Origin of the sequence: Shewanella frigidimarina (assembly GCF_003797125.1) — a bacterium.
Classification (GTDB): Bacteria; Pseudomonadota; Gammaproteobacteria; order Enterobacterales; family Shewanellaceae; genus Shewanella; species Shewanella frigidimarina.
The window spans coordinates 1,014,124-1,037,658 of record NZ_RKKE01000002.1; the positions used below are offsets into that span (position 1 = coordinate 1,014,124).

The following is a 23,535-nucleotide window of genomic DNA, read 5'->3' on the forward strand; positions in this document are numbered from 1 at the left end:
TTACTAAATGGCATTTTAACGCTATTATTTTGTTGTCCAAGACCGAAACCTGGAGCCTTATTTGACCACTAAAGTCACCACCATGAATTTGTATCTAGAACCTTCAGATACTCGTCGCCTCGTCTCATTATGTGGCCCATTTGATGACAACATCAAACAACTCGAACGCCGATTAGGTGTTGAGATTATTCATAAAGATAACCACTTCACTATTGTTGGACTGCCACGTAATGCGCTCAATGCCAATAACTTGTTGCGTCAGTTATACATAGAAACCCAAACAATCAAAGGCAGTACGCCAGACTTAGAACCTGAAGTGGTGCATTTAGCCATTCAAGAAGCCATTAACCTTGAAGCACTGCAAGACTCTGACGACAGTAGCATCCATATTAAAACTAAGCGTGGCGTGATTAAACCTCGTACACCGAATCAAAGTGTGTACATGCATAATATTACGGGGCACGACATCAGTTTTGGTATTGGCCCTGCAGGTACAGGTAAAACTTACCTTGCTGTTGCGGCGGCGGTTGATGCCTATGAGCGTCAAGAAGTGCGTCGTATTCTACTAACTCGTCCTGCGGTTGAAGCTGGCGAGAAACTCGGTTTTTTACCGGGCGATTTAAGCCAAAAAGTCGACCCATATTTACGCCCACTTTATGATGCCTTATTTGAGATGATGGGTTTTGAGAAAGTTGAAAAACTGATTGAACGCGGCGTAATTGAAGTCGCCCCGCTCGCTTACATGCGCGGCCGGACTCTCAATGATGCTTTCATTATTTTAGATGAAGCCCAAAACACCACAGTTGAACAAATGAAAATGTTCTTAACCCGTATTGGGTTTAATTCTCGTGCGGTGATCACTGGCGACATTACTCAAATTGATTTACCTCGTAGCCAAAAATCAGGCCTACGTCACGCCATTGAGGTGCTCAGCGAGGTACCTGAGATCAGCTTTAATTTCTTTATTGCCCAAGATGTGGTCCGTCACCCCGTTGTTGCTCGTATCGTTGAAGCGTATGAAGCATTCGAGCAACAAGAGCAAATTCAAAAAGCCATCAAAGAACAAGCTTATCGCGAACGTGAACAGAAACGTCAGCTAATAGATAAAGAGGAAAGTGCTCAATGAGCCAGCAAGGGATATCATTAGATCTCGACCTACAAATTGCAGTCGATAATCCACGCTTACCAACTCAAGCTGAGTTTGAAACTTGGGTTCGAGCCGCTATTGGCCAAACAATGCCAGTAGTAGAGTTAACTATTCGTATTGTTGATATTGCCGAGAGTCAGCAGCTCAATTCAACTTATCGCGGTAAAGACAAGCCAACTAACGTATTGTCGTTTCCGTTTGAAGCGCCGCCAGAAGTTGAATTGCCATTATTGGGTGACCTCGTTATCTGCGCACCAGTGGTGGAACAAGAAGCAATTGAGCAAAATAAACCGCTAATCGCTCACTGGGCACACATGGTCATACACGGTAGCTTGCATTTGCTGGGCTATGACCATATTATCGACGAAGAAGCCGATGAGATGGAGTCATTAGAGACCCAACTTATTGAAGGCTTAGGTTTTGACAATCCCTATAAGGAAGCATAAATAAACAAGGTATATCTTATAGATACCCTTGTTTAGGTAAATATTATGAGTGACGATATCCCCCCGAGTACAAACGCCCACAAGAAGAGCTGGTTCGATAAAATTAACCAATTATTTCAGGGCGAACCTCAAAATCGCGAAGATTTAGTTGATGTCATAGCAGGTGCAGAAATGCGTGACCTCATCACCGAAGATACTCGCGAAATGATTAAAGGTGTATTAGAGGTTTCCGACCTTCGTGTGCGCGACATCATGATCCCAAGATCGCAAATTGTTACCATTCAAATAGACTCGACCGTCGATGAGTTTTTAGAAATCGTCATGGATTCCGGTCACTCTCGCTTCCCTGTTGTTAATGAAGACAAAGATCATATTGAAGGCATTTTACTGGCTAAAGATTTGATCAAATACGGATTTAAACAATCTGATGAATCTTTCACTCTTGCCCAAGTGATTCGACCTGCCGTGGTCGTTCCTGAAAGTAAAAGAGTCGATGTACTGCTCAAAGAATTCCGCTCACAGCGCTACCATATGGCCATTGTTGTCGATGAATATGGTGGAGTGTCAGGTCTAGTCACTATTGAAGATATTCTCGAAGAAATCGTTGGTGAAATTGAAGATGAATTTGACCACAATTCAGTTGAAGACACCGAAATTAAAAAACTCAGTAACACTGTGTTTATGGTAAAAGCGCTGACGGAAATTGAAGATTTCAACGAAGCCTGTGGTACCAATTTCAGTGATGAAGAATTCGATACTGTCGGTGGTATGGTGTCGCATGCATTTGGTCATTTACCAGAACGTAATGAAAGCATTGTCATCAACAATATCGAGTTCAAAGTCATTAACGCAGATAACCGCCGCTTGGTGCAACTTCGTGTTAAACTTCCTGACCCTAATATTAGTGAAGAATTCGACGACTAAATCGTGCTAAAAACTCAACCTTTACACTCTTCTTTGAGTATTGTTCGTCTGGTGACGGCATTTATTGCTGGCGCCAGTACGGCACTTTCGTTTGCGCCTTATGAAATTTGGGCCATATTTCCTTTAGCATTGAGTTTTACCCTATGGCAGAGTCATACATTAACCGCCAAGCAAAGTTTATATTACTGGCTTAGTTTCGGTTTTGGCTGCTTTGCCATTGGCATTAGTTGGGTGCATGTCAGTATTGACACCTTTGGTGGGATGCCCATTTTTGTGTCGATAACCTTAATGGCTTTACTGGCACTGTATCTGGCAATTTATCCCGCAATAACAGGATACTTGCTCAACAAGTTATCACGTACAGCTAAGCACACCTTAAATCCTTATTTAACCTATCTAGGATTATTCCCCGCCTTATGGGTACTAACTGAATGGTTAAGAGGATGGGTACTGACAGGCTTCCCTTGGATTTGGGCTGGCTACAGCCAAACATTAGGACCGCTTAGTGAATTTGCCAGCTTTATTGGTGCGTTAGGACTGAGCTTTGTGGTGGCTCTGGTTGCAGGCTCACTGATGCTGTTAACACAAAAGCGCGTGTTCCCAGTGTTAATCATATTACCCATTCTGGCATTAAGCGCTTGGGCTGCACCACAACTAAACCCAATATCAGCCAGTGGTAAAACAGTTAAAGTGGCATTAGTGCAAGGGAATATCCCTCAAAGCATGAAGTGGGAGCCAGATGCGTTGTGGCCTACCATGCTTAAATACATGGATCTGACCCGTGAGCAATTTGATGATGCCTCTAGTGTCGATATCGTTATTTGGCCAGAAGCTGCCATTCCTGCACCAGAAGCCATGGTGGAAGACTTTTTATTGAATGCCAATCAAGTCGCCAATATGAATAACACGGCGATTATTACTGGCATTATTAGCCACCAGCAAAAAGATTTTTATAACTCATTAATCGTATTAGGTAATCATCATCAGAAGCAGCAGCAAAGTGCTGACTATATTGTCGGTGGCACAAATGAGTTTAAAAAACATCACTTACTGCCAATTGGTGAATTCGTACCATTAGGGGATTTATTACGCCCTATTGCACCGTTTTTTAATTTACCGATGTCATCATTTCAACGTGGTGACTACACTCAACCTAATTTAATTGCACTGGGTTACCATGTAGCACCGGCTATTTGTTACGAAATTGCCTTCCCAGAGCAAGTAAGAGCAAGCGTTACAAACGAAACAGATATGCTGCTCACCGTATCAAACGATGCCTGGTTTGGCACATCTAACGGGCCATTACAGCACATGGAAATAGCCCAAATGCGTGCCATTGAAATGGGTAAACCATTACTGCGTGGTACCAATAATGGAATTACTGCAGTCGTTGATCCGCATGGACGAATTACCGATGCTATCCCGCAGTTTGAAACTGGGGTATTAGTAACCAATGTTGCGCTTTATCAAGGTGAAACTTGGTTTAGAAAAATAGGTCAACTCCCCTTGCTGATACTGTGTGGTTTATTAATGCTATTTGGTGTCAGAAACGTCTTACGGAAATAACGAGATAATTTGATGTCACAATCGATTCAACTCAAAACACAGGTTATCTCAAAAGGATTTACCTTAATAGAGTTAGTTGTGGTCATCATTATCCTTGGTATTTTAGCGATGGTTGCAGCGCCTAAATTTATTGGCTTGAGTACCGAAGCGAGACAGAGCACTCTATCAGGCCTCATGGGCAGCATTAAAACAGCCAACACCCTAGTTTATGCCCGTTCAAAAATGACGAGTTTACGAGTGCAGGCTGTCACAAACCGCGATGACTTAATCGATATTGATATCGACAGCGACGGTGTATTTGAAACTCGGTTAAAATGGGGCTATTTAGACAACACGGACATTGAAAAATGGATCATTGTGGATGACGCTTTTACTCTACAATATCAAGGGATTGCTGTTACTTATATCGGATACGATAAAGATGATAATGGCCAAGTCATCAATGACAATTGTTACTTCTCTTACACTCAAGCCGCAGATGTAAATACAGCACCTGAATATCGAACGGTAGTAAGTGGTTGCTAATCTACAACCATCTTTAAATACTTGTAGATGTTCAAAATAAGCTTTCGATATAAAACTAAACTCAAGCTTGCTTCGTAATGTCCTCGATAAACGACTATTGATGGAAGTTACTATGCAATTATCTGAAATAAAATTAGCCATATCTCAACAAACTAAGCATCCCACGATTATTAGTTATGCCGACTCAAATCATTATTTGCTCGGTGTTGAAGACCTTCGGGGAAATTTTTACAGTGTTCGCAATAAAGCTGGGAAGCAGCTGAGTCTTCACTCAATCAAACAAGCTGAAATATTACTGAAACAACAAGGCATTCATTATGCCATGATAGAAATTCAGACTGCTTATGATGAAATGATCGGTAACAGCAGTGCAAGTCACTACCATTACCGAGTAGAGTTTTAAGCATTCACCTAACGGATTATGGTGTTAGCGGCTCCCGTGAAAACTCATTGTAATCACATTTTGGGCAATCGGGGATCACCCCAGGAAAATCGATTTGCATTTGGTGACCACACTTATTACAGGTCAGTTTACCTTGGTTAATAATTTCTCCAGACTTATACACACCATGATGTTTAAAATCTTGTAAAAGTTCATGCCACTCCACTTGGCTACGATCAGTTATTTCGCTCAACCACTGCCATAATGTATTCTCAATCCCAATTACCATTGGACTAAAACTCAAATTATCGGCATTTTCCTCACTTAAGAAGGCTGCAATGTCACGCTTTAAAAATTCTTCTACTAAAGCGAGCTCTTCTTCATCTGCATGAGATTTAAGTTTTAGATAGTCTTTACCCTGGGTCACTGACTTAAACAAACTTTTAGCTGTCAATGAGTTATCTTGCTCAAACGTGGTTTTCACCTGTTCGAATAGTGACTGATATAAGGCTAATAGTGCTGAACTTTTTCCACTCATAAGTAATACTCCTTAATACGCACCTTTTTAATAGATCACTTCTGGTTTATTCTATGCAGTTATAAATCGCGCTGCTGAGCGTTAGATCAAACAATGGGCGGCATGGCCGGAAATAGATTGATGCAAGAGCTATATAATCCCTCAGAAATTGAAGCCTTAGTGCAAAAGCACTGGCACGAACATAAAACCTTTGAAGTTACTGAAGATGAAAGCAAAGAGAAATTCTATTGTCTTTCAATGTTTCCGTATCCATCAGGTCGTCTTCACATGGGCCACGTCCGTAACTACACAATAGGCGATGTAGTGGCACGATATCAACGTTTGCAAGGTAAAAATGTTTTGCAACCGATTGGTTGGGACTCATTTGGTCTGCCTGCAGAAAATGCCGCGATCAATAATAAGACGTCGCCGGCACCGTGGACATACGAAAATATCGACTACATGAAGAACCAACTCAAGCTATTGGGCTTTGGTTATGACTGGAGTCGTGAAATTGCTACCTGTACCCCTGAGTACTATCGTTGGGAACAATGGTTCTTCACTCAGTTGTATGCCAAAGGTTTAGTGTATAAAAAAACCTCATCAGTAAACTGGTGTCCAAACGATGAAACCGTACTCGCAAACGAGCAAGTACAAGATGGTTGTTGCTGGCGCTGTGATACTGAAGTGATCCAGAAAGAAATTCCTCAGTGGTTTATTAAAATCACTGATTACGCTGAAGAATTGCTTAACGACATCGACACGTTAGATGGCTGGCCTGAACAGGTTAAAGCCATGCAGCGTAACTGGATAGGTCGCAGTGAAGGGATTGAAATGACCTTTGCCGTTGCTGACAGTGATGCATCGTTTGATATCTACACCACTCGTCCTGATACGTTAATGGGCGTGACTTATGTTGCTATTGCAGCTGGTCACCCATTAGCTGAACAGTCTGCGCAAAATAACCCTGAATTAGCCGCATTTTTAGAAGAATGTAAAAATGCTGATACCACTGAAGCTGCGATGGCTTCGATGGAGAAAAAAGGCGTCGCGACAGGTTTACAAGCTATTCATCCTATTAGTGGCAAGTTAGTACCTATTTGGGTCGCTAACTTTGTATTGATGAATTACGGCACCGGCGCGGTAATGTCAGTTCCAGCTCATGATCAACGCGATTATGAATTTGCGACTAAATACCAGCTTGCGATTGAAGCGGTCATTAAGCCAGTAGATGGCGAAGTAGACGTTAGCAAAGAAGCTTACACCGAAAAAGGTGTGGTGTTTAATTCGGGCGATGCATTCCCTGAGCTAGACGGTTTAGACTTCCAAGCAGCTTTTGAAGCTATTGATGCTAGATTAACCGCAGAAGGTAAAGGCAAACGCCAAGTCAATTATCGTTTACGCGACTGGGGTGTTTCTCGTCAGCGTTACTGGGGTGCTCCTATCCCGATGGTGACCCTCGCCGATGGTACTGTTGTGCCAACGCCTGAAGATCAACTGCCTGTTATTTTGCCAGAAGATGTGGTGATGGACGGTATTCAAAGTCCAATTAAAGCCGATAAGGCTTGGGCCGAAACCACAGTCAACGGTCAGCCAGCAACACGCGAAACAGATACCTTTGATACCTTTATGGAATCATCTTGGTACTACGCACGTTACTGTAGCCCTCACGCAGACGAAATGTTAGATCCTGCTAAAGCTAACTACTGGTTACCAGTAGATCAGTACATTGGCGGTATCGAACATGCTTGTATGCATTTGTTGTATTTCCGCTTTTTCCATAAGTTGCTGCGTGACGCAGGCTTAGTCAACAGTGATGAGCCCGCAAAGCAGTTACTGACTCAAGGCATGGTATTAGCAGATGCTTATTACTACACCAACGAAAAAGGCGCCCGAGTTTGGGTATCACCTTTAGAAGTGACTGTGGTAGAAAAAGACGACAAAGGCCGCATCATTAAAGCGATAGACAATCAAGGTCATGAACTGGTTTACACCGGCATGAGTAAGATGTCTAAATCGAAAAATAACGGTATCGATCCACAAGTCATGGTTGAAAAATACGGTGCTGATACCGTACGTTTATTCATGATGTTTGCCTCGCCACCAGAATTAACCCTGGAATGGCAAGAGTCAGGCGTTGAAGGAGCACATCGCTTCATTAAACGTTTCTGGAAATTGGCTAGCGATCATGTTGCTGCAGGTAAAACTGAAGCATTAGATACCAGCAAATTAAATGCCGATCAAAAAGCATTGCGCCGTGAATTACATAAGACCATTGCCAAAGTCAGCGATGACATTGCACGTCGTCAAATGTTTAACACCGCAGTAGCCTCAGTAATGGAACTAATGAACCATTTACTGAAAGCCTCACAAGAAACGGCGCAAGACCGAGCGTTACTTGCTGAAGCTTTGTCTGCTGTAACGCGTTTGCTTTACCCTATTGTTCCGCATATGACGTTTACGTTATGGAATGAGTTAGGTAACGAAGGCGACATTGAAGATAGCCGTTGGCCTGAAGTCGATGAGTCTGCGTTAGTCGAAGACAGCAAGCTCATTGTGGTACAAGTAAACGGAAAGGTTCGCGCAAAAATTACTGTTGCTGCTGATGCATCAAAAGAAGATGTAGAAGCATTAGGCATGAGTGATGAGCACGTACAAAAACACACTGAAGGGTTAACGGTTCGTAAAGTCATTTACGTGCCCGGCAAACTATTAAGTATTGTTGCTAACTAAGTTGTCTTAATGAGGAGGCAAGTTAGCCTCCGAAATTAGGGTGATAACGTTAACGCTTCAGTGTTATAACTTACCGCAGGTTACACCGCGGTAAGTTATTTATTTAACCATGCAAATAAACAAGGATGCCTCCCCTCGCTATGCTAGCCAAAAAAATCTGTTTAGCCATAATGACATTGGTGCTACTGACCACTGCAGGATGCGGCTTCAAACTCCAACGCAGTTACTCCATCCCTGCCGAATTGGCCGAATTGCATTTAAGCAGCAGCGATGAATACAGTGAGTTAACTCGCTTAGTTCGTGACAGATTACGGATCAACCGTATTAGCCTTGTCGATGCAGCAGAAAAAACACCTACGTTACGGTTAATTAACGACTCACTGGAACGTGCCACACTGTCACTTTATCCCACAGGAAATGTCGCAGAATATGAGCTGATCTACTTAGTGCATTATTCGGTTACTTTACCAGGACAAGAGCCACAAGATTTTGATACTGAAATCCGCCGAGATTATCAAGACGATCCTCGTACTGCATTAGCAAAAAGCCGTGAAATGGAGTTGTTGGTTAAAGAAATGCGCGTACAGGCAGCCGATTATATTATCCAAACTCTGGCGTCAATCGGGGCAGAGTAATGCGGGTTTATCCTGATCAACTCAAGCAACATCTCAAACCACTACCGCAATGCTTTTTACTGTTCGGTGATGACCCATGGTTAATCGAAAACAGTAAACAATTGATCCTCAACGCCGCTAAAAAACAAGGCTTTGAAGAGCGTGTACAGTTAAGCCAAGAAACTGGTTTTAACTGGGGAGATTTAGTCCAAGAATGGCAAGCAATGAGCTTATTTGCCAGCCGACGGATTATTGAGTTAACCCTGCCGCAAGGTAAACCTGGCATGGAAGGAGCCGCAGCATTTCAAACGCTGTTGCAACACCCTAATCCAGATATGTTATTGATTATCCAAGGCCCCAAAGCCAGTGCAGAGCAAACCAATAGCAAATGGTTTAAATCACTCGATGCCAAAGGTATATACCTACCCTGCACCACGCCTGAAGGTAAACAGTTTGAACGCTGGTTAGACAGTCGTATTACTCATTATGAACTCACGGTTCACCATGATGCAAAAGCCATGTTATTTACGCTATTTGAAGGTAACTTATTGGCGGCTGAACAAGCGATGCAATTGCTACAACTGCTCAGTCCTAAGCAAAATATTACCCCAGAACAACTCAGTGAATATTTCGAAGACCAATCTCGTTTCAGTGTGTTTCAACTCTGTGATGCCATTCTAGGTAACCATCAAAAACATGCACAGCACATGCTGGCTCAATTGCAGGCCGAAGGCACTGCAATGCCCATTTTAATGTGGGCTTTATTCAAAGAGATAAATTTGCTGCTCACCTTAAAACTGGCCGTCCATAATGGCGAACAACTCAGCAAACTGTGGAGCCAACACCGAATTTGGGATAAGCGTAAACCGCTTTATCAAGCTGCAATAACGCGATTAGATTTAGATCATATCGAACATATACTCGCGTTTGCGTCTAAATTAGAATTAAATCTCAAACAAAAAGGGCTTGAAGATTGGATTGGTCTCAGCCATTTATGCATTTTATTTGATCCACGAGCACATAACCGTTTAGCTCATATTGAATTAACTGACTGAGACAAAAAGTAAGGACAGCGAATGCGTATCGGTATTTTGGGTGGCACCTTCGACCCTATCCATCTAGGACATATCAATCCTGCACTAGACGTAAAACAGCAACTTCATTTAGACCAGATTTGGCTAATGCCCAATCATATACCTCCGCATAAAAATACTACCGTAGTGAGTACTCATCACCGGCTTGAAATGGTGAAGTTAGTTTGCCAGCAGTTCCCAGAATTTAAGCTATGTGATATCGAAATCAATCGCGACACCCCGTCTTACAGCGTCACTACGCTCACATTACTCACCCAACAATATCCTGATGATGAATTCTTTTTCATTATGGGCATGGATTCATTTGTTCAATTACCATTGTGGTATCAATGGCAATCATTGTTTAATCTGTGCCATATTGCATTGTGTCAACGCCCTGGTTGGGCAATGGACACCAACAGCGAAATGACCAAAGAATTATTATTCAGACAAGCAACCGCAGACTATCTTGACTCGCCTTCCCATGCTAAAAATGGCAGAATATTCACTATCAACAGCCAGTTAGTCGATATTTCTTCAACTGAAATACGTCAGCAGTTAGCTCAAAATATTGATATCAGCACGGTTTTATCTCAAACAACAACCGAATATATTCGCCAACATCAGCTCTATCGCTAACACAATAAACCGCACAGTTATTAACTCAACTTTTATGATTATGGGTAAACTCAGCATCGGACACAAAATTAAATCTATCGTTGTTTAGCCATGCTTAATTGCGCATCAACAGTGAATTTGAGTATAATACTCCGTTAATTTTTACTTATGAGGTACTTCGAGTGCAAGGCACCGAACTAAAAGATTTCGTTATCGACAAAGTCGATGATTTAAAAGCAAAAAATATTACTGTTATAGATGTATCTAAACGGTCAACCATTACCGACACTATGATCATTTGTACTGGTACATCAAAAACACACGTTCGATCTATTGGTGAGCACGTAATCGTGTCAGCAAAAAATGCTGGCGTGCAACCTCTTGGGGTCGAAGGTCGTGACAGCAGTGAATGGGTATTAGTTGATTTAGGCTCAGTGATTTTGCATGTGATGCAAGAACAAACTCGTGATTACTACGAGCTTGAAAAACTTTGGTCTGAACACAGCGTCTAATGAAGTTACAGCTTATTGCCGTTGGCACCAAAATGCCCGATTGGGTAACCCGAGGCTTCGAAGAATACCAACGCCGTTTCCCTAGAGATATGGCTTTGGAGCTCATCGAAATCCCAGCAGGGAAACGCGGGAAAAATGCTGATATCGCCCGAATTTTACATAAGGAAGGCGAATTAATGCTAGCGGCAGTAGCAAAAGGTAACCACATTGTCAGTTTAGATTTACCCGGTAAAAACTGGACAACACCAGAACTTGCCGAGCAAATGACAAAGTGGCAACTCGATGGTAGAGATGTCAGCTTACTTATTGGTGGCCCAGAAGGACTTTCACCTGCTTGCAAAGAGGCGGCCAACCAAAGCTGGTGTTTATCAGCCCTCACTTTACCCCATCCTTTGGTTAGGGTTATTGTGGCAGAAAGCCTATATCGAGCTTGGAGCGTCAATACCAATCATCCGTATCACAGAGAATAAACTCAGTCGCATGTATAACTAAGCTTATCGATAATGATTATCATGCAACTCTTTTTTTCATGTTCATCAGCTGATACTGTGACCTTCTATAATTCAACCTTTCATTTGGTTACGACGGGGATAGCATAAGTGTCGCCAAACAAGCGCATTACCATGCATGATCACGCCGCAGAGGCCGCGCTATTTAAACGCCGTGCATTGTTCACTTTTATTTGCGTATTCTTACTACTCTGCATCCTATTTTCGAATCTTTATCATCTTCAAATTGTCTCTTACAAAGACTATGAAACTCGTTCAAATGATAACCGTATCCGCGTGGTTCCTACTCCGCCTAGCAGAGGGTTAATTTATGACCGTCATGGCGTGCTGTTAGCCGAAAACCAACCTTATTATTCTTTAGAACTTGTTCCAGAAAAAGTTGATGATATCACTGCGACTTTAGACGAACTTAATACCTTCATTGAACTCACTGAAGATGAGCGCGAAAGCATCACTGAAACCTTAAAGTTTCATCGCCGATTTAAGCCGTTAACCATTAAAAGTAAATTAACCGACGAACAAGTCGCCATTTTTAGTGTTAATCAATATAAATTTCCTGGTATTTATGTTGAAGCAGGCCTTAAGCGTCATTATCCCTTTAATGCGCTAATGACTCATGTATTAGGGTATGTCGGTAAAATTAATAGCCGAGATAAAGCCTTGCTTGAAAAAAGTAGCCAATGGAAAAACTATGCTGCAACCAAAGATATTGGTAAGCAAGGCATTGAAAAATTCTATGAAAGTTTACTTCATGGTACCCCTGGTCACCTCGAAGAAGAGGTTAATAATCGTGGCAGAGTGATCCGCACGCTTAAAGTTACCCCGCCAACACCAGGACAAGACATCTATCTCACGTTAGATCTCAAACTACAGCAGAAGGCCATGGAGCTATTAGATGGTCGAAAAGGCTCTGTCGTTGCTATAGATCCTAGAGATGGTGGTGTTTTAGCCATGATTTCAAGCCCATCATATGACCCTAATCCCTTTGTTCACGGCATTAGTTCTAAAGCTTATAATGACTTATTAAATGATAAATCGCGGCCATTAATTAATCGTTCAACCCAAGGGCAATACTCCCCAGCGTCAACCATCAAACCGCATGTAGCGTTACTCGGGTTAGAAGAAAAAATCATTAACGAACGCACGCGTATTTGGGATCCGGGCTATTGGCAAATGCCAGGCGTCGATCGCAAATGGGGCGACTGGAAAAAATGGGGCCATGGCTGGGTAGATATCTATCATGCCATTGTCGACTCTTGTGATATTTTCTTTTATGACCTCGTCTATAAGGTTGGCATCGATAGAATGGCCATATTTATGGATCGTTTTGGATTTGGTAAAAGTACCGGTATCGATATTTTTGAAGAGTCAGATGGCGTAATGCCATCTAGAGACTGGAAAAGAATGCGTTACAACCAACCTTGGTATAATGGCGATACCATTTCGGTCGGTATTGGCCAAGGATATTGGACTACTACGCCGCTGCAGCTTGCCAATGCGGTGACTATCATGGCAAATAAAGGCAAGCGTTTTACGCCGCATTTATTAAAATCATTTAAAAATAGTACGGTTAAAATTGATTCGCCGATTGATGAGCAAGTACCAATAGAGCTTAAAGACCCTCGCAATTGGAACATCATCAATGAAGCGATGCGTCAAACGGCTGATAAATCTCGCTTTACCGATGCCACCTATACCGCAGCAATGAAAACGGGTACAGCGCAGGTATTTAGTGTAGCCAAAGATCAAAAATATAATGCCAACACTATTGCAGAACACTTGCGCGATAATGCATTAGTTGTTGCTTACGCACCTTATGAAAACCCTCGTATCGTTTTAGCGGTGGTATTAGAAAACGCCGGCTGGGGTGGCGCCAATGCAGGCCCACTAGCACGAGCATTGCTCGATGAGTATATTTTACGAGACGAATGGGCGGTAAAACCGTGAATAATCATGCATATCAAAAATCGTTTTGGCAAAAAATACACTTAGATGTGCCATTACTCATCGGCATCGTTATTTTAATGAGCTTTGGTCTTTTTGTGATTTATTCTGCCAGTGGCGAAGACCCTGCGATGATGGAGCGCCAACTTGTACGTATGGCGTTGTCGTTGGGCGTGATGTTTTGCTTTGCACAAATCAATCCTGAAATCCTCAGGCGTTGGGCTTTACCTATTTATCTTGCAGGGGTAGCGTTACTCATCGGCGTTGAACTATTTGGCACCATTAATAAAGGTGCTCAGCGCTGGCTAAATTTAGGGTTTATGGAATTCCAGCCATCGGAGCTTATCAAACTTGCCTTCCCCATAACCATGGCGTGGTATATCAGTAAGTTCCCGTTGCCCCCCAAAAAGCGCTATCTGGCCGGTGGCGTTATTATCCTACTAATCCCAACATTACTCATCGCTAAACAACCGGATTTAGGCACCTCCATTTTGGTCGCTGCTTCTGGGGTATTCGTGTTGTTTTTATCTGGTATGAGTTGGTTAATTGTCGGCGGCTTTGTTACCGCCATTCTGATCTTTTTACCTGTTTTATGGTTTTTCTTGATGCACGATTATCAGCGTACTCGAGTATTAACCTTGTTTAATCCTGAACAAGATCCTCTCGGCGCGGGTTATCATATTATCCAATCGAAAATTGCCATTGGTTCAGGTGGACTTTGGGGCAAAGGTTGGCTTGACGGGACTCAATCACAATTAGAGTTTTTACCTGAGCGACACACCGACTTTATCTTTGCTGTGATCGGTGAGGAATTCGGATTAATTGGCAGTTTAGTATTACTGGCAATGTATTTATTTGTCATTGGCAGGGGTCTGGTTATCGCTTCACGAGCACAGACAAGTTTTGCACGCTTATTGGCCGGAAGTATCACCCTAACGTTTTTTGTCTATGTTTTTGTTAACATAGGTATGGTATCAGGCATCTTACCAGTGGTTGGTGTACCTTTGCCGCTAATCAGTTATGGTGGAACCTCGATGCTGACCTTAATGACAGGTTTTGGTATTTTAATGAGCATTCACACCCACAGACGATTTGTCGATAGATAGGATTAACGTTAACCATGACAAAGATAACCGTTCAAATCGCCAGCTTAGCATTACTTATTGGTACTGTTTTTAACGCAAATGCAGTGACCGAAACAGACACTCAAGCATTACAGAAAACCTTTATTGCTGAACAAGTAAAACAAGGATTCAAGCAACAAGAAGTCGAGCAGTTTTTAGCGTCTTCAAGCTTCGATCAAACCATTATTGACGCGATATCAAAACCTTGGGAAGCGAAACCTTGGCACCAATATTATCCTATTTTTTTGACCGACAAACGGTTGCAAAAAGGGCTAGAGTTTTGGCAAGAAAACCAGCAGACCATCGATAAAGCAGCTAAGCAATTTAATGTCGATCCACAAATTATAGTGGCCATTATTGGCATTGAAACATTCTATGGTGGTTACTTAGGCAATTATCGTGTGCAAGATGCTCTGTACACGTTGGGCTTTCATTACCCACCACGCGCCACGTTCTTTCGCAGTGAATATGCCAATTTAATGTCGTTGATTAAAGAAGAAAAGCTCGATAATGACACCTTAAAAGGCTCATATGCTGGAGCAATGGGTTATGGTCAATTCATTCCATCTAGCTACCGTCATTACGCTGTTGACTTTGATGGCGACGGTCGACGAGATTTATTAACCAGTAAAGCAGATGCTATTGGCAGTGTGGCTAACTATTTTCATCAACACGGTTGGCAAAAAGGTCAGCCTGTGGCGCTATTACTAAATCACACATCAAGCACAGCCCCAAAAGCGAATGTTTGGACCAAAGAAAAGCTTCACTACAAGGTATCAGACATTCTTAGCCCAACATTAAGCTTGGCAGATAATCAAGATATTGATGCATCACAAGCTGCATTGTTAATTAAACTAGATCAAGCTGAAAGCGCTGAATACTGGCTCGGGCTTAAAAACTTTTATGTGATCACTCGCTATAATCGCAGCCCGTTATATGCAATGGCAGTTTATCAGTTTAGCCAACAACTTAACGCCCACCACAAATCGGTAAATCAACATGGCAATTAATTACCGTTTAATCTTATTAATCATGTTGAGCAGTATCTTTCTCATTAGCTGCTCGTCAAATGATGCTAAAAAGACCTCTTCAGGGAAAAAAAGCCGCTATCAAATGGCTAACGATCGTTATCCTGATGATGCACCAGATGTGAGCTTGGTTAAAAACGCCCAACCTAAATACGAACCTTATAGCAGACAAGGTAATCGTAACTACACCGTATTAGGCAAAAGCTATCAAGTACTCGACAGCGGAAAGGGATTTAAAGAGCAAGGTCATGCATCATGGTATGGTTCAAAGTTTCATGGTCATTTAACCTCTAATGGCGAAACTTATGATATGTACACTATGTCTGCCGCGCATAAAAACCTGCCCTTACCCAGTTATGTCAAAGTGACCAATTTAGACAACAATAAACAAATTATTGTTAGGGTAAATGACCGCGGACCGTTTCATCATGGTCGAGTGATTGATCTATCTTATGCTGCTGCTTACCACTTAGGCATGCTGGCCAGAGGAACCGCAAAAGTCGCCATTGAAACCGTTTACATTCCCTCACCAGAAGAGCGAGTAATAAGCGATTTAAAAGATGATGACAATCACTTTATTCAAGTTGCAGCGTCTCAAGATAAACTGCGTATAAATATGTTGGCTAAGCAGTTAGAAACCAAATATGCCGTGAATTCTCGCGTGACCTCGATAAATGGCATGCACAGATTGCAGTTAGGCCCGATCAGACAAATTCATCTAACTAATAAGTTGCTCGATCGTGTGCAAATTGATGGTTATCCGCAAAGCTTTATCGTACCGTAAGCCATAATACTGGTGATAAAGAGTAACATTAAGGTTCATTTACATTGGATGAATGAACCTTAATGCGAAATGACTGCCTACTAATGTATAATCGAAAAATTATACCAATCGATCTTTGTCTTTTCTTCGACTAACTAGAGACGTGCTAACTTCATGATGACTTCCAAAACCGCTCAATTAACAACGATGCTCTTTGCATCAGTTGTCTGTTTTTCTTCACTCGCAGCAACGCCACAACCAGATATACGTCCTACACCCAATCGCGCACCTATGGTGACACCTGATGCGCCGAGTGTTGCCGCTAAAGCTTACGTGCTAATGGATTATAATTCTGGCAGAGTCATTGCTGAAGAAAATGCCTACGAAAGTTTAAACCCAGCAAGTCTGACAAAAATGATGACCAGTTATGTTATTGGCCATGAAATCCGTGTCGGTAATATTTCATTAGATGATGATGTAGCCATTACCAAGAACGCGTGGGCAAAGAATTTCCCTGACTCATCTAAAATGTTCATTGAAGTGGGTAAAACCGTCAAAGTACACGACTTAAACCGCGGTATTATTATCCAATCGGGTAATGATGCTTGTGTTGCTATGGCTGAGCACATTGCTGGTACAGAAGGTGCATTCGTTGATTTAATGAATTCATGGGCCAAGCAATTAGGCATGAAGGATAGCTACTTTGAAAACTCTCATGGTTTAGACTCAGAAAATCATAAAACGACAGCTTATGATATGGCCATTTTAGGTGCAGCGCTGATCCGTGATGTACCTGAAGAATATAAAGTGTATTCAGAGAAGTCTTTTACCTATAACGGCATTAAGCAATATAACCGTAATGGCTTGTTATGGGATAAAAGCTTAAACGTTGATGGTATTAAAACTGGCCATACATCAGGTGCAGGCTACAACCTAGTATCTTCAGGCACGAGCGAAGGCATGCGTCTTATTAGCGTTGTGATGGGCACATCGAGTGAATCTGCACGTAAAGCTGAGAGTAAGAAACTACTCAACTATGGTTTCCGTTTTTTCGAAACAATCACACCATACAAAGCTGGCGATACCTTCGTAACTCAACAAATTTGGTATGGCGATAGAGAAACAGTTGATCTTGGTGTTATGACCGACACCCCTATTACTATTAGCCGTGGTAAAGCAAAAGATTTACAGGCTAACTTTGAATTAACTAAGCCACTAACAGCCCCACTTGCTAAAGGCGAAACCGTGGGTCGCGTCTTTTTCCAGCTTGATGGAAAAGACATTGCTCAGTTCCCGCTAGTGACATTGAATGAAGTTCAAGAAGGCGGTATGTTCAGTAAGTTAATGGATTACTTTAAGCAAATGTTTGCCAGTTGGTTTGAGTAATTAAACAGATTTACATGATCTATTCATGAATCCATTAGTGAATCAACTAATTAAAGCCGCCTAATCAGCGGCTTTAATTTTTTAAGATCTACTGGGCTTGAATCGGGTATAATTGCCACCATATTAGTAACACCAAAACAGAATCGAGTAAGTTAATGTTAAATACAACGTTTGACCAAGTGATGGAATTTCCTAATTCGTGCCCTTTCAAAGTGATTGGTGATGCTGACGATACCCTAGCCGATCGTGTTGTTGCTGTAGCGCAACAACTTGCTCCCGGTGATTATGTTCCAAGCGTGAAGGCATCAAGTAAAGGCAGTTACTATTCAGTGACCATCCGTATTACAGTTACCAGCAAAGAACATATTGAAAAAGCGTATATTGATCTTGCCGCAATTGAAGGTGTAAAACGCGTACTGTAAGAGCCCAAAGAGTCTTCTTTACTCATAAACTTGAGTATAATACTCAAGAATTAAACCATTGACTCGATGGACACACACCATTTATCTGGGGGAGACGTTGCCCTTGCAAGCACAAACACTGCACATCCGCCATCTTGGCATGCAAGACTATGAATCGACATGGCATGCAATGCAGGAATATACTGACACTCGTGATAGCGACAGCCAAGATGAACTTTGGATTGTTGAGCATCCACCAGTATTTACCCAAGGCCAAGCAGGTAAAAGCGAGCACATACTCAACCCTGGTGATATTCCAGTTATTCAAGTCGATCGCGGTGGCCAAGTTACTTACCACGGTCCAGGACAATTAGTGGTTTATCCACTTATTGACATCAAACGTAATAAACTAGGCGTTAGACAGTTAGTGAACAATATTGAGCAAAGTATTGTTGATATGCTCGCTTATTACTCTATTAATGCTTACGCAAAAGCCGACGCTCCTGGTGTTTATGTCACAGAACAAAAAATTGCCTCTTTAGGATTACGCATCCGTAAAGGCTGCTCTTTTCACGGCTTAGCATTAAATGTCGATATGGACTTAGCCCCGTTTCAGCGTATCAATCCTTGCGGATATGCCGGTTTAGAAATGGTGCAATGTAAAGCATTAGGTGGTCCACAAACTGTGCTTGAAGCTGGCGATAAATTAATCCAAACCTTTAGCCAAATTATGGGCTATCAACAACTTGTACATCATCAAGGATTAGCAGAATAATGAATAGGCCTGAAAGATTACAACCAGGTGTCAAATTACGTGATGCCGATAAAGTCGCACGAATTCCTGTAAAAGTCGTGCCATCAGAGCGCGAAACTATGCTGCGTAAACCGGATTGGTTACGAGTAAAATTACCCTCTTCAAATCAACGTATTCTCGAGATAAAAGCGGCATTACGTAAAAACGGATTACACTCAGTTTGTGAAGAAGCATCTTGCCCTAACTTAGCAGAATGCTTTAACCACGGCACAGCAACCTTTATGATCTTAGGTGCAATCTGTACCCGTCGTTGCCCTTTTTGTGATGTGGCCCATGGTCGTCCGCTAAAAGCTGATGCTGACGAGCCTAAAAAACTAGCCCAAACGATTAAAGACATGAAGTTAAAATATGTGGTGATAACTTCTGTTGACCGTGATGATTTACGGGATGGTGGTGCACAGCACTTTGCGGACTGTATTCGCGAAATTCGTTTATTAAACCCTGAAATCAAGATTGAAACTCTTGTTCCTGATTTCCGTGGTCGTATCGATGCAGCATTAGATATTTTAGCGACCGAGCCTCCTGATGTATTTAATCATAATCTTGAAACGGCTCCTGCTCATTACCGCAAAGCACGTCCAGGTGCTAACTATCAGTGGTCATTAGACCTACTTAAACGCTTTAAAGAGCGTCATCCAACTATTCCGACTAAGTCTGGTTTAATGATGGGTTTAGGTGAAACCAACGAAGAGATAGCCGAAGTATTACGAGATTTACGCGCTCACAACGTAGAAATGCTCACGCTTGGCCAATACTTACAACCGTCTAAATTTCATCTACCCGTTGAACGCTATGTTCCACCAGCAGAATTTGATGAGTTGAAAGCGTTAGCTGATGAACTTGGTTTCACACATGCAGCCTGTGGCCCACTTGTTCGCTCAAGCTACCACGCAGACTTACAAGCTCAAGGTAAAGAAGTTAAGTAATCTTACTTCTCCCAAATAAAAAACAGTGCTCAATTAGCGCTGTTTTTTTGTATTCAATTGAATCACGCAAAAAATTAACTCAATGCTAAATCCATTAAAATGGCATCTTCATAACCATCATCTGTAGGGTAATAATTTTTACGCCTGCCTGACTCAATAAAACCAACTTTCTCATATAAATATTTTGCCGCCTCATTTGACTGACGAACTTCTAACATCAGCACAACTGCACCCGCATCTTTCGCATCATCAATCAATTGCTGCATTAATAGCGAGCCAAACCCTGAGCCTTGTTTATCTGGTGCCACACAAATATCGAGTAACGTCGCCTCATCTATAATTTGCTGTACTATCGCAAAACCCAACAAACCATCTTGCAGCTTAATGCCCAATACTCGATATAAAGGCCCGAAACACTCTTTTAAGCCTGTTTCGGACCAAGGATGAGTGTGAGCTTGGTTTTCAATCTTAGCCATTACAGTTACATGCTCAACGCCAAGGGGCACAATGAAGTGACTATCAATGTTGCTCATTGGTCTCGCCCTTACTTAATTGCTGGATTTTATCTAAATGTTGAGATATTTGCTGCCATAAATGGCGTTTTTCATCAGCCAAAGCATGAAGGTCTGTTAGCGGCGCACTTACAACCCAAGCAACGCGAGGACGAACTTTTGTCTTACGCATATCCCATATCACCTGCGGCCCTTTGATCATTTCACAATCAAACTCGCACTGATCAATATCAACGTTTAATAAACGCAGTACATCATGAATAAACATTTGATCAGATAAGTCGGCATCGAGATCATGCAACACTAAGTAAGGCTTTAACGGTTTATCGGCACTGAGCCAGCGAGTAATATTCATCGCATCTAAAAAAGCAGATTTATCCATCGGACTCTCAAAAACAAGGATACTTTTGCAAGCATAACAGTTAACTAAATAAGGTTTAAGGTAATTTAGCCCAAACAGGTGAGATTACACACACCTTAAACAACAACTTACTCCCAATAACGGCACTTGATTGTTGTTCCTCTAAAGAGATGTAGATTCACAATAAATCTGATCAAAATTTCTCCGCTCAATAAAATCGATAGAAATAGCCTTCCAGGGTTTGCTTGATCACTTTCGTCTGTCTTAGGCTCGGTATTGGTCAAGATCAAATCTGTTAAATTTTTTTAACTTTATATCACCGTATTCTTTCGAGTTAATATTTTTATGTACACGAAGCCAAAGTTAACTAGATGTAACCAAAACAAGCATTGCACACATAAAAATAGCAATACACCTCACAAAAATTAACTATATGTAACTATCTTATTGACTCAATCTGACCATTATTGTCTTATACGTCTTATCAGCTCGAACGATTAATTGCATTAAAAGTATATAAATGGTCAATTAAGACCAATTTTAGTTAACTTTAGTGGTATTTACATGACTATGAACGCATACAAATCATTCAATATTGTGTTTACAGATAAAGACAAAGAATTTATGAAATCCAATTTCCGCTTGGCAGAAACCGTAGCGGAATTTATAGGGCCTCATTGTGAAGTGGTGGTCCATTCATTCGAAAGCTTCGAGCATTCCGTCGTTAAAATTGTCAACGGACATCATACCGGCCGAACCGTGGGTTCACCGATTACCGATATGGGTCTGAAAATGCTTCGCGCTTTTGAGAAAACAGGAGATGCGACACCCAAAAGCTATTTCACTAGAATCAAAGACGGATCTTTACTGAAATCTACAACATGTGTACTCGCTGGGGAGAATGAAAAACCAATAGGATTATTTTGTGTTAATGCCAACTTATCCTACCCATTTACCGAAATCATTAAAACATTAATGCCCGAGACGGCAAGCGCTTCAATCGGTGTTAATGAGAACTTTAGTTCATCTCCAAGTGAATTAATTGAAAAGGCGCTTGAAAACGCAATTATTCAAGTTGAAAACGACGAAAAAATCAACTTGAAAGGGAAAAATAAAGCCATAACCAAACTGCTGTTTGAAAACGGAATTTTCGAACTTAAAGAGGCAACAAACACGGTTGCAGAACGGCTAGGAATAACGCGTCATGCTATTTATAAGTATATTCGCGAGTTTAGAACGTAACAAAAAGTGGTAATGAAATTAGAAGTTACACATTGGACTGGCATGCAAAGATAGTTGATTCAGAGCACATTATTCTGAACTGAACGGGATTCCGTAATATTTGCAAAACAAGAGCCATATGATTCAGTTCCTATGGGTAAATCTGAGACAGAACCGTTGTCGAATCAATTATTATCAATATAGTGAGTGTATTAATATGAGCTCAAGAACATTAACAAATGACTCCTTCTTACCTGTAGATCAGAGTCGATTTAACTATCAAGATTTTACTTGGTGCCTTTCTCTTTTTGGCACGGCGGTGGGTGCAGGAGTTCTTTTTCTTCCTATTAAAGCTGGAGCAGGTGGTTTTTGGCCTCTCGTTATTTTAGCTTTAATTGCAGCTCCTATGACATGGTTCGCCCATAAGTCTCTGGCTCGGTTTGTGCTATCGTCAACGAAACCAGAATCGAATATTACCGACACAGTTGAGGAGCACTTTGGTAAAACAGGTGCCAACCTGATTTCCTTTGCCTATTTTTTTGCTATCTTTCCTATCGTTCTAATTTACGGGGTGGGGATCACTAATACCGTAGATTCCTTTATGGTAAACCAGATGGGTATAGCTTCAATTCCACGCTGGATATTATCTGGAGGATTGATTCTGGCAATGACGGGCGGTGTCGTTTTTGGTAGAGAACTTATGCTGAAAGTCACTTCTATTCTAGTTTATCCATTAGTGTTTCTGTTGCTGGCACTATCGATTTATTTAATCCCAGACTGGAATACTTCGATGATGGAAGTATCGCCTGAATGGTCATCTATGCCATCGATTATTTGGCTATCGATTCCTCTTATTGTCTTTTCGTTCAATCATAGCCCTATCATCAGTCAGTTCACGAAAGAGCAACGTCGAAAGTATGGCCAAAATGCAGTAGAAAAAACTGACGCTATTACAGGTGGTGCTGCGTTGATGTTGATGGGATTTGTTATGTTCTTTGTATTTTCAGTGGTGCTATCTTTGTCACCGGAACAGCTACTATTAGCTAAAGAACAAAATATTTCTATCCTGTCTTACCTGGCCAATGAACATGAATCTCCAATGATTTCTCTTATGGGTCCTATTGTGGCGTTTACAGCAATTACCTCCAGTTATTTTGGCCACTTCCTTGGTGCGCACGAAGGTCTGGTTGGGGTTATTAAGTGCCGGACCACTGCTTCAGTAAATATCATTGAAAAAGTATCACTTGCTTTCATTGTGCTGTCTACATGGGTGGTTGCTATCGTTAACCCAAGTATTTTAGGAATGATTGAGGCAGTAGGCGCTCCAATGATTGCTGCGATTCTATTTTTAATGCCCGTTTTTGCGATGCATAAAGTTCCTGCAATGGCTAAATATAAAACATCACTTCCTGTTCAAATTTTTACGGTTATATGCGGCTTAGCTGCTATCAGCTCTGTTCTTTACGACATATTTTAACAGCTCTATCCA

At 41.6% G+C, this 23,535-nt stretch carries 25 protein-coding genes; 22 read left to right on the forward strand and 3 right to left on the reverse strand.

What is annotated here, in order from left to right:
- Nucleotides 1-61 precede the first annotated feature (61 nt).
- The 6 genes from EGC86_RS09380 (at nt 62) to EGC86_RS09405 (ending at nt 5,011) form a co-directional block, all read left to right on the forward strand.
- Complete coding sequence (locus EGC86_RS09380) at nt 62-1,126, forward strand: PhoH family protein (protein WP_123777337.1); 1,065 nt, start codon at nt 62-64, stop codon at nt 1,124-1,126.
- The gene (gene ybeY, locus EGC86_RS09385) at nt 1,123-1,593 is read left to right on the forward strand and encodes an rRNA maturation RNase YbeY (protein ID WP_123777338.1); all 471 of its coding nucleotides are present in this window, start codon (nt 1,123-1,125) and stop codon (nt 1,591-1,593) included. The genes EGC86_RS09380 and ybeY overlap by 4 nt, the downstream gene beginning before the upstream one ends.
- Before the next feature lie 45 nt (nt 1,594-1,638).
- On the forward strand, nt 1,639-2,517 hold the full coding sequence (corC, locus tag EGC86_RS09390; protein ID WP_011636193.1) for a CNNM family magnesium/cobalt transport protein CorC: 879 nt from the start codon (nt 1,639-1,641) through the stop codon (nt 2,515-2,517).
- Between the two features lie 3 nt (nt 2,518-2,520).
- On the forward strand, nt 2,521-4,083 hold the full coding sequence (gene lnt, locus EGC86_RS09395) for an apolipoprotein N-acyltransferase (protein WP_123777339.1): 1,563 nt from the start codon (nt 2,521-2,523) through the stop codon (nt 4,081-4,083).
- A gap of 12 nt (nt 4,084-4,095) precedes the next feature.
- Complete coding sequence (locus EGC86_RS09400) at nt 4,096-4,608, forward strand: type II secretion system protein (protein ID WP_123777340.1); 513 nt, start codon at nt 4,096-4,098, stop codon at nt 4,606-4,608.
- Nucleotides 4,609-4,720: 112 nt separating this feature from the next.
- Nucleotides 4,721-5,011 (forward strand): DUF6482 family protein, encoded by a 291-nt coding sequence (locus EGC86_RS09405; protein WP_245423122.1) that lies wholly within the window; start codon nt 4,721-4,723, stop codon nt 5,009-5,011.
- A 16-nt stretch (nt 5,012-5,027) separates the two neighbouring features.
- Here the strand turns inward: EGC86_RS09405 and EGC86_RS09410 are convergent, their stop codons facing one another.
- Complete coding sequence (locus EGC86_RS09410; RefSeq protein WP_011636189.1) at nt 5,028-5,528, reverse strand: zinc ribbon-containing protein; 501 nt, start codon at nt 5,526-5,528, stop codon at nt 5,028-5,030.
- 120 nt (nt 5,529-5,648) lie between these two features.
- On the opposite strand from EGC86_RS09410, the gene leuS reads away from it, so the two are divergent.
- The 14 genes from leuS (at nt 5,649) to lipA (ending at nt 19,952) form a co-directional block, all read left to right on the forward strand.
- Nucleotides 5,649-8,240: a leucine--tRNA ligase gene (leuS, locus tag EGC86_RS09415; protein WP_123777342.1), complete on the forward strand. Its 2,592-nt coding sequence runs from the start codon at nt 5,649-5,651 to the stop codon at nt 8,238-8,240.
- A 140-nt stretch (nt 8,241-8,380) separates the two neighbouring features.
- A complete protein-coding gene (locus tag EGC86_RS09420) occupies nt 8,381-8,875 on the forward strand; it encodes an LPS-assembly lipoprotein LptE (protein WP_059744816.1) in 495 nt (164 codons plus the stop codon).
- On the forward strand, nt 8,875-9,909 hold the full coding sequence (gene holA / locus EGC86_RS09425; protein WP_123777343.1) for a DNA polymerase III subunit delta: 1,035 nt from the start codon (nt 8,875-8,877) through the stop codon (nt 9,907-9,909). The genes EGC86_RS09420 and holA overlap by 1 nt, the downstream gene beginning before the upstream one ends.
- 21 nt (nt 9,910-9,930) lie before the next feature.
- Complete coding sequence (gene nadD / locus EGC86_RS09430; RefSeq protein WP_123777344.1) at nt 9,931-10,566, forward strand: nicotinate-nucleotide adenylyltransferase; 636 nt, start codon at nt 9,931-9,933, stop codon at nt 10,564-10,566.
- A 161-nt stretch (nt 10,567-10,727) separates the two neighbouring features.
- Nucleotides 10,728-11,057, forward strand: a complete 330-nt coding sequence (gene rsfS / locus EGC86_RS09435; protein WP_011636184.1) for a ribosome silencing factor — start codon at nt 10,728-10,730, stop codon at nt 11,055-11,057.
- On the forward strand, nt 11,057-11,527 hold the full coding sequence (gene rlmH, locus EGC86_RS09440; protein ID WP_011636183.1) for a 23S rRNA (pseudouridine(1915)-N(3))-methyltransferase RlmH: 471 nt from the start codon (nt 11,057-11,059) through the stop codon (nt 11,525-11,527). The genes rsfS and rlmH overlap by 1 nt, the downstream gene beginning before the upstream one ends.
- Nucleotides 11,528-11,656: 129 nt before the next feature.
- Nucleotides 11,657-13,513: a penicillin-binding protein 2 gene (gene mrdA / locus EGC86_RS09445; protein WP_123777345.1), complete on the forward strand. Its 1,857-nt coding sequence runs from the start codon at nt 11,657-11,659 to the stop codon at nt 13,511-13,513.
- On the forward strand, nt 13,495-14,616 hold the full coding sequence (gene rodA, locus EGC86_RS09450) for a rod shape-determining protein RodA (protein ID WP_011636181.1): 1,122 nt from the start codon (nt 13,495-13,497) through the stop codon (nt 14,614-14,616). Before mrdA ends, rodA begins: the two co-directional genes overlap by 19 nt.
- Nucleotides 14,617-14,630: 14 nt before the next feature.
- Nucleotides 14,631-15,644: a lytic murein transglycosylase B gene (gene mltB / locus EGC86_RS09455; protein ID WP_102036012.1), complete on the forward strand. Its 1,014-nt coding sequence runs from the start codon at nt 14,631-14,633 to the stop codon at nt 15,642-15,644.
- On the forward strand, nt 15,634-16,446 hold the full coding sequence (locus EGC86_RS09460; RefSeq protein ID WP_123777346.1) for a septal ring lytic transglycosylase RlpA family protein: 813 nt from the start codon (nt 15,634-15,636) through the stop codon (nt 16,444-16,446). Before mltB ends, EGC86_RS09460 begins: the two co-directional genes overlap by 11 nt.
- Before the next feature lie 156 nt (nt 16,447-16,602).
- Nucleotides 16,603-17,811 (forward strand): serine hydrolase, encoded by a 1,209-nt coding sequence (locus EGC86_RS09465; protein WP_123777379.1) that lies wholly within the window; start codon nt 16,603-16,605, stop codon nt 17,809-17,811.
- 155 nt (nt 17,812-17,966) lie between these two features.
- Nucleotides 17,967-18,233, forward strand: a complete 267-nt coding sequence (gene ybeD / locus EGC86_RS09470) for a DUF493 family protein YbeD (RefSeq protein WP_011636177.1) — start codon at nt 17,967-17,969, stop codon at nt 18,231-18,233.
- A 103-nt stretch (nt 18,234-18,336) separates the two neighbouring features.
- Entirely contained in the window at nt 18,337-18,987 is a 651-nt protein-coding gene (lipB, locus tag EGC86_RS09475; RefSeq protein WP_123777347.1) for a lipoyl(octanoyl) transferase LipB, read from the forward strand.
- Nucleotides 18,987-19,952 (forward strand): lipoyl synthase, encoded by a 966-nt coding sequence (gene lipA, locus EGC86_RS09480; protein WP_011636175.1) that lies wholly within the window; start codon nt 18,987-18,989, stop codon nt 19,950-19,952. Before lipB ends, lipA begins: the two co-directional genes overlap by 1 nt.
- 74 nt (nt 19,953-20,026) lie before the next feature.
- On the opposite strand, the gene rimI is transcribed toward lipA, so the two are convergent.
- Nucleotides 20,027-20,485, reverse strand: coding sequence for a ribosomal protein S18-alanine N-acetyltransferase (rimI, locus tag EGC86_RS09485; protein WP_123777348.1), 459 nt, complete (start codon nt 20,483-20,485; stop codon nt 20,027-20,029).
- A complete protein-coding gene (locus EGC86_RS09490) occupies nt 20,472-20,846 on the reverse strand; it encodes a hypothetical protein (RefSeq protein ID WP_011636173.1) in 375 nt (124 codons plus the stop codon). Before EGC86_RS09490 ends, rimI begins: the two co-directional genes overlap by 14 nt.
- 543 nt (nt 20,847-21,389) lie before the next feature.
- On the opposite strand from EGC86_RS09490, the gene EGC86_RS09495 reads away from it, so the two are divergent.
- Both EGC86_RS09495 and EGC86_RS09500 read left to right on the forward strand, forming a co-directional pair.
- Nucleotides 21,390-22,067, forward strand: a complete 678-nt coding sequence (locus EGC86_RS09495; protein WP_011636172.1) for a helix-turn-helix transcriptional regulator — start codon at nt 21,390-21,392, stop codon at nt 22,065-22,067.
- A gap of 196 nt (nt 22,068-22,263) precedes the next feature.
- Nucleotides 22,264-23,523, forward strand: coding sequence for an aromatic amino acid transport family protein (locus EGC86_RS09500; protein WP_059744827.1), 1,260 nt, complete (start codon nt 22,264-22,266; stop codon nt 23,521-23,523).
- Nucleotides 23,524-23,535: the final 12 nt, after the last annotated feature.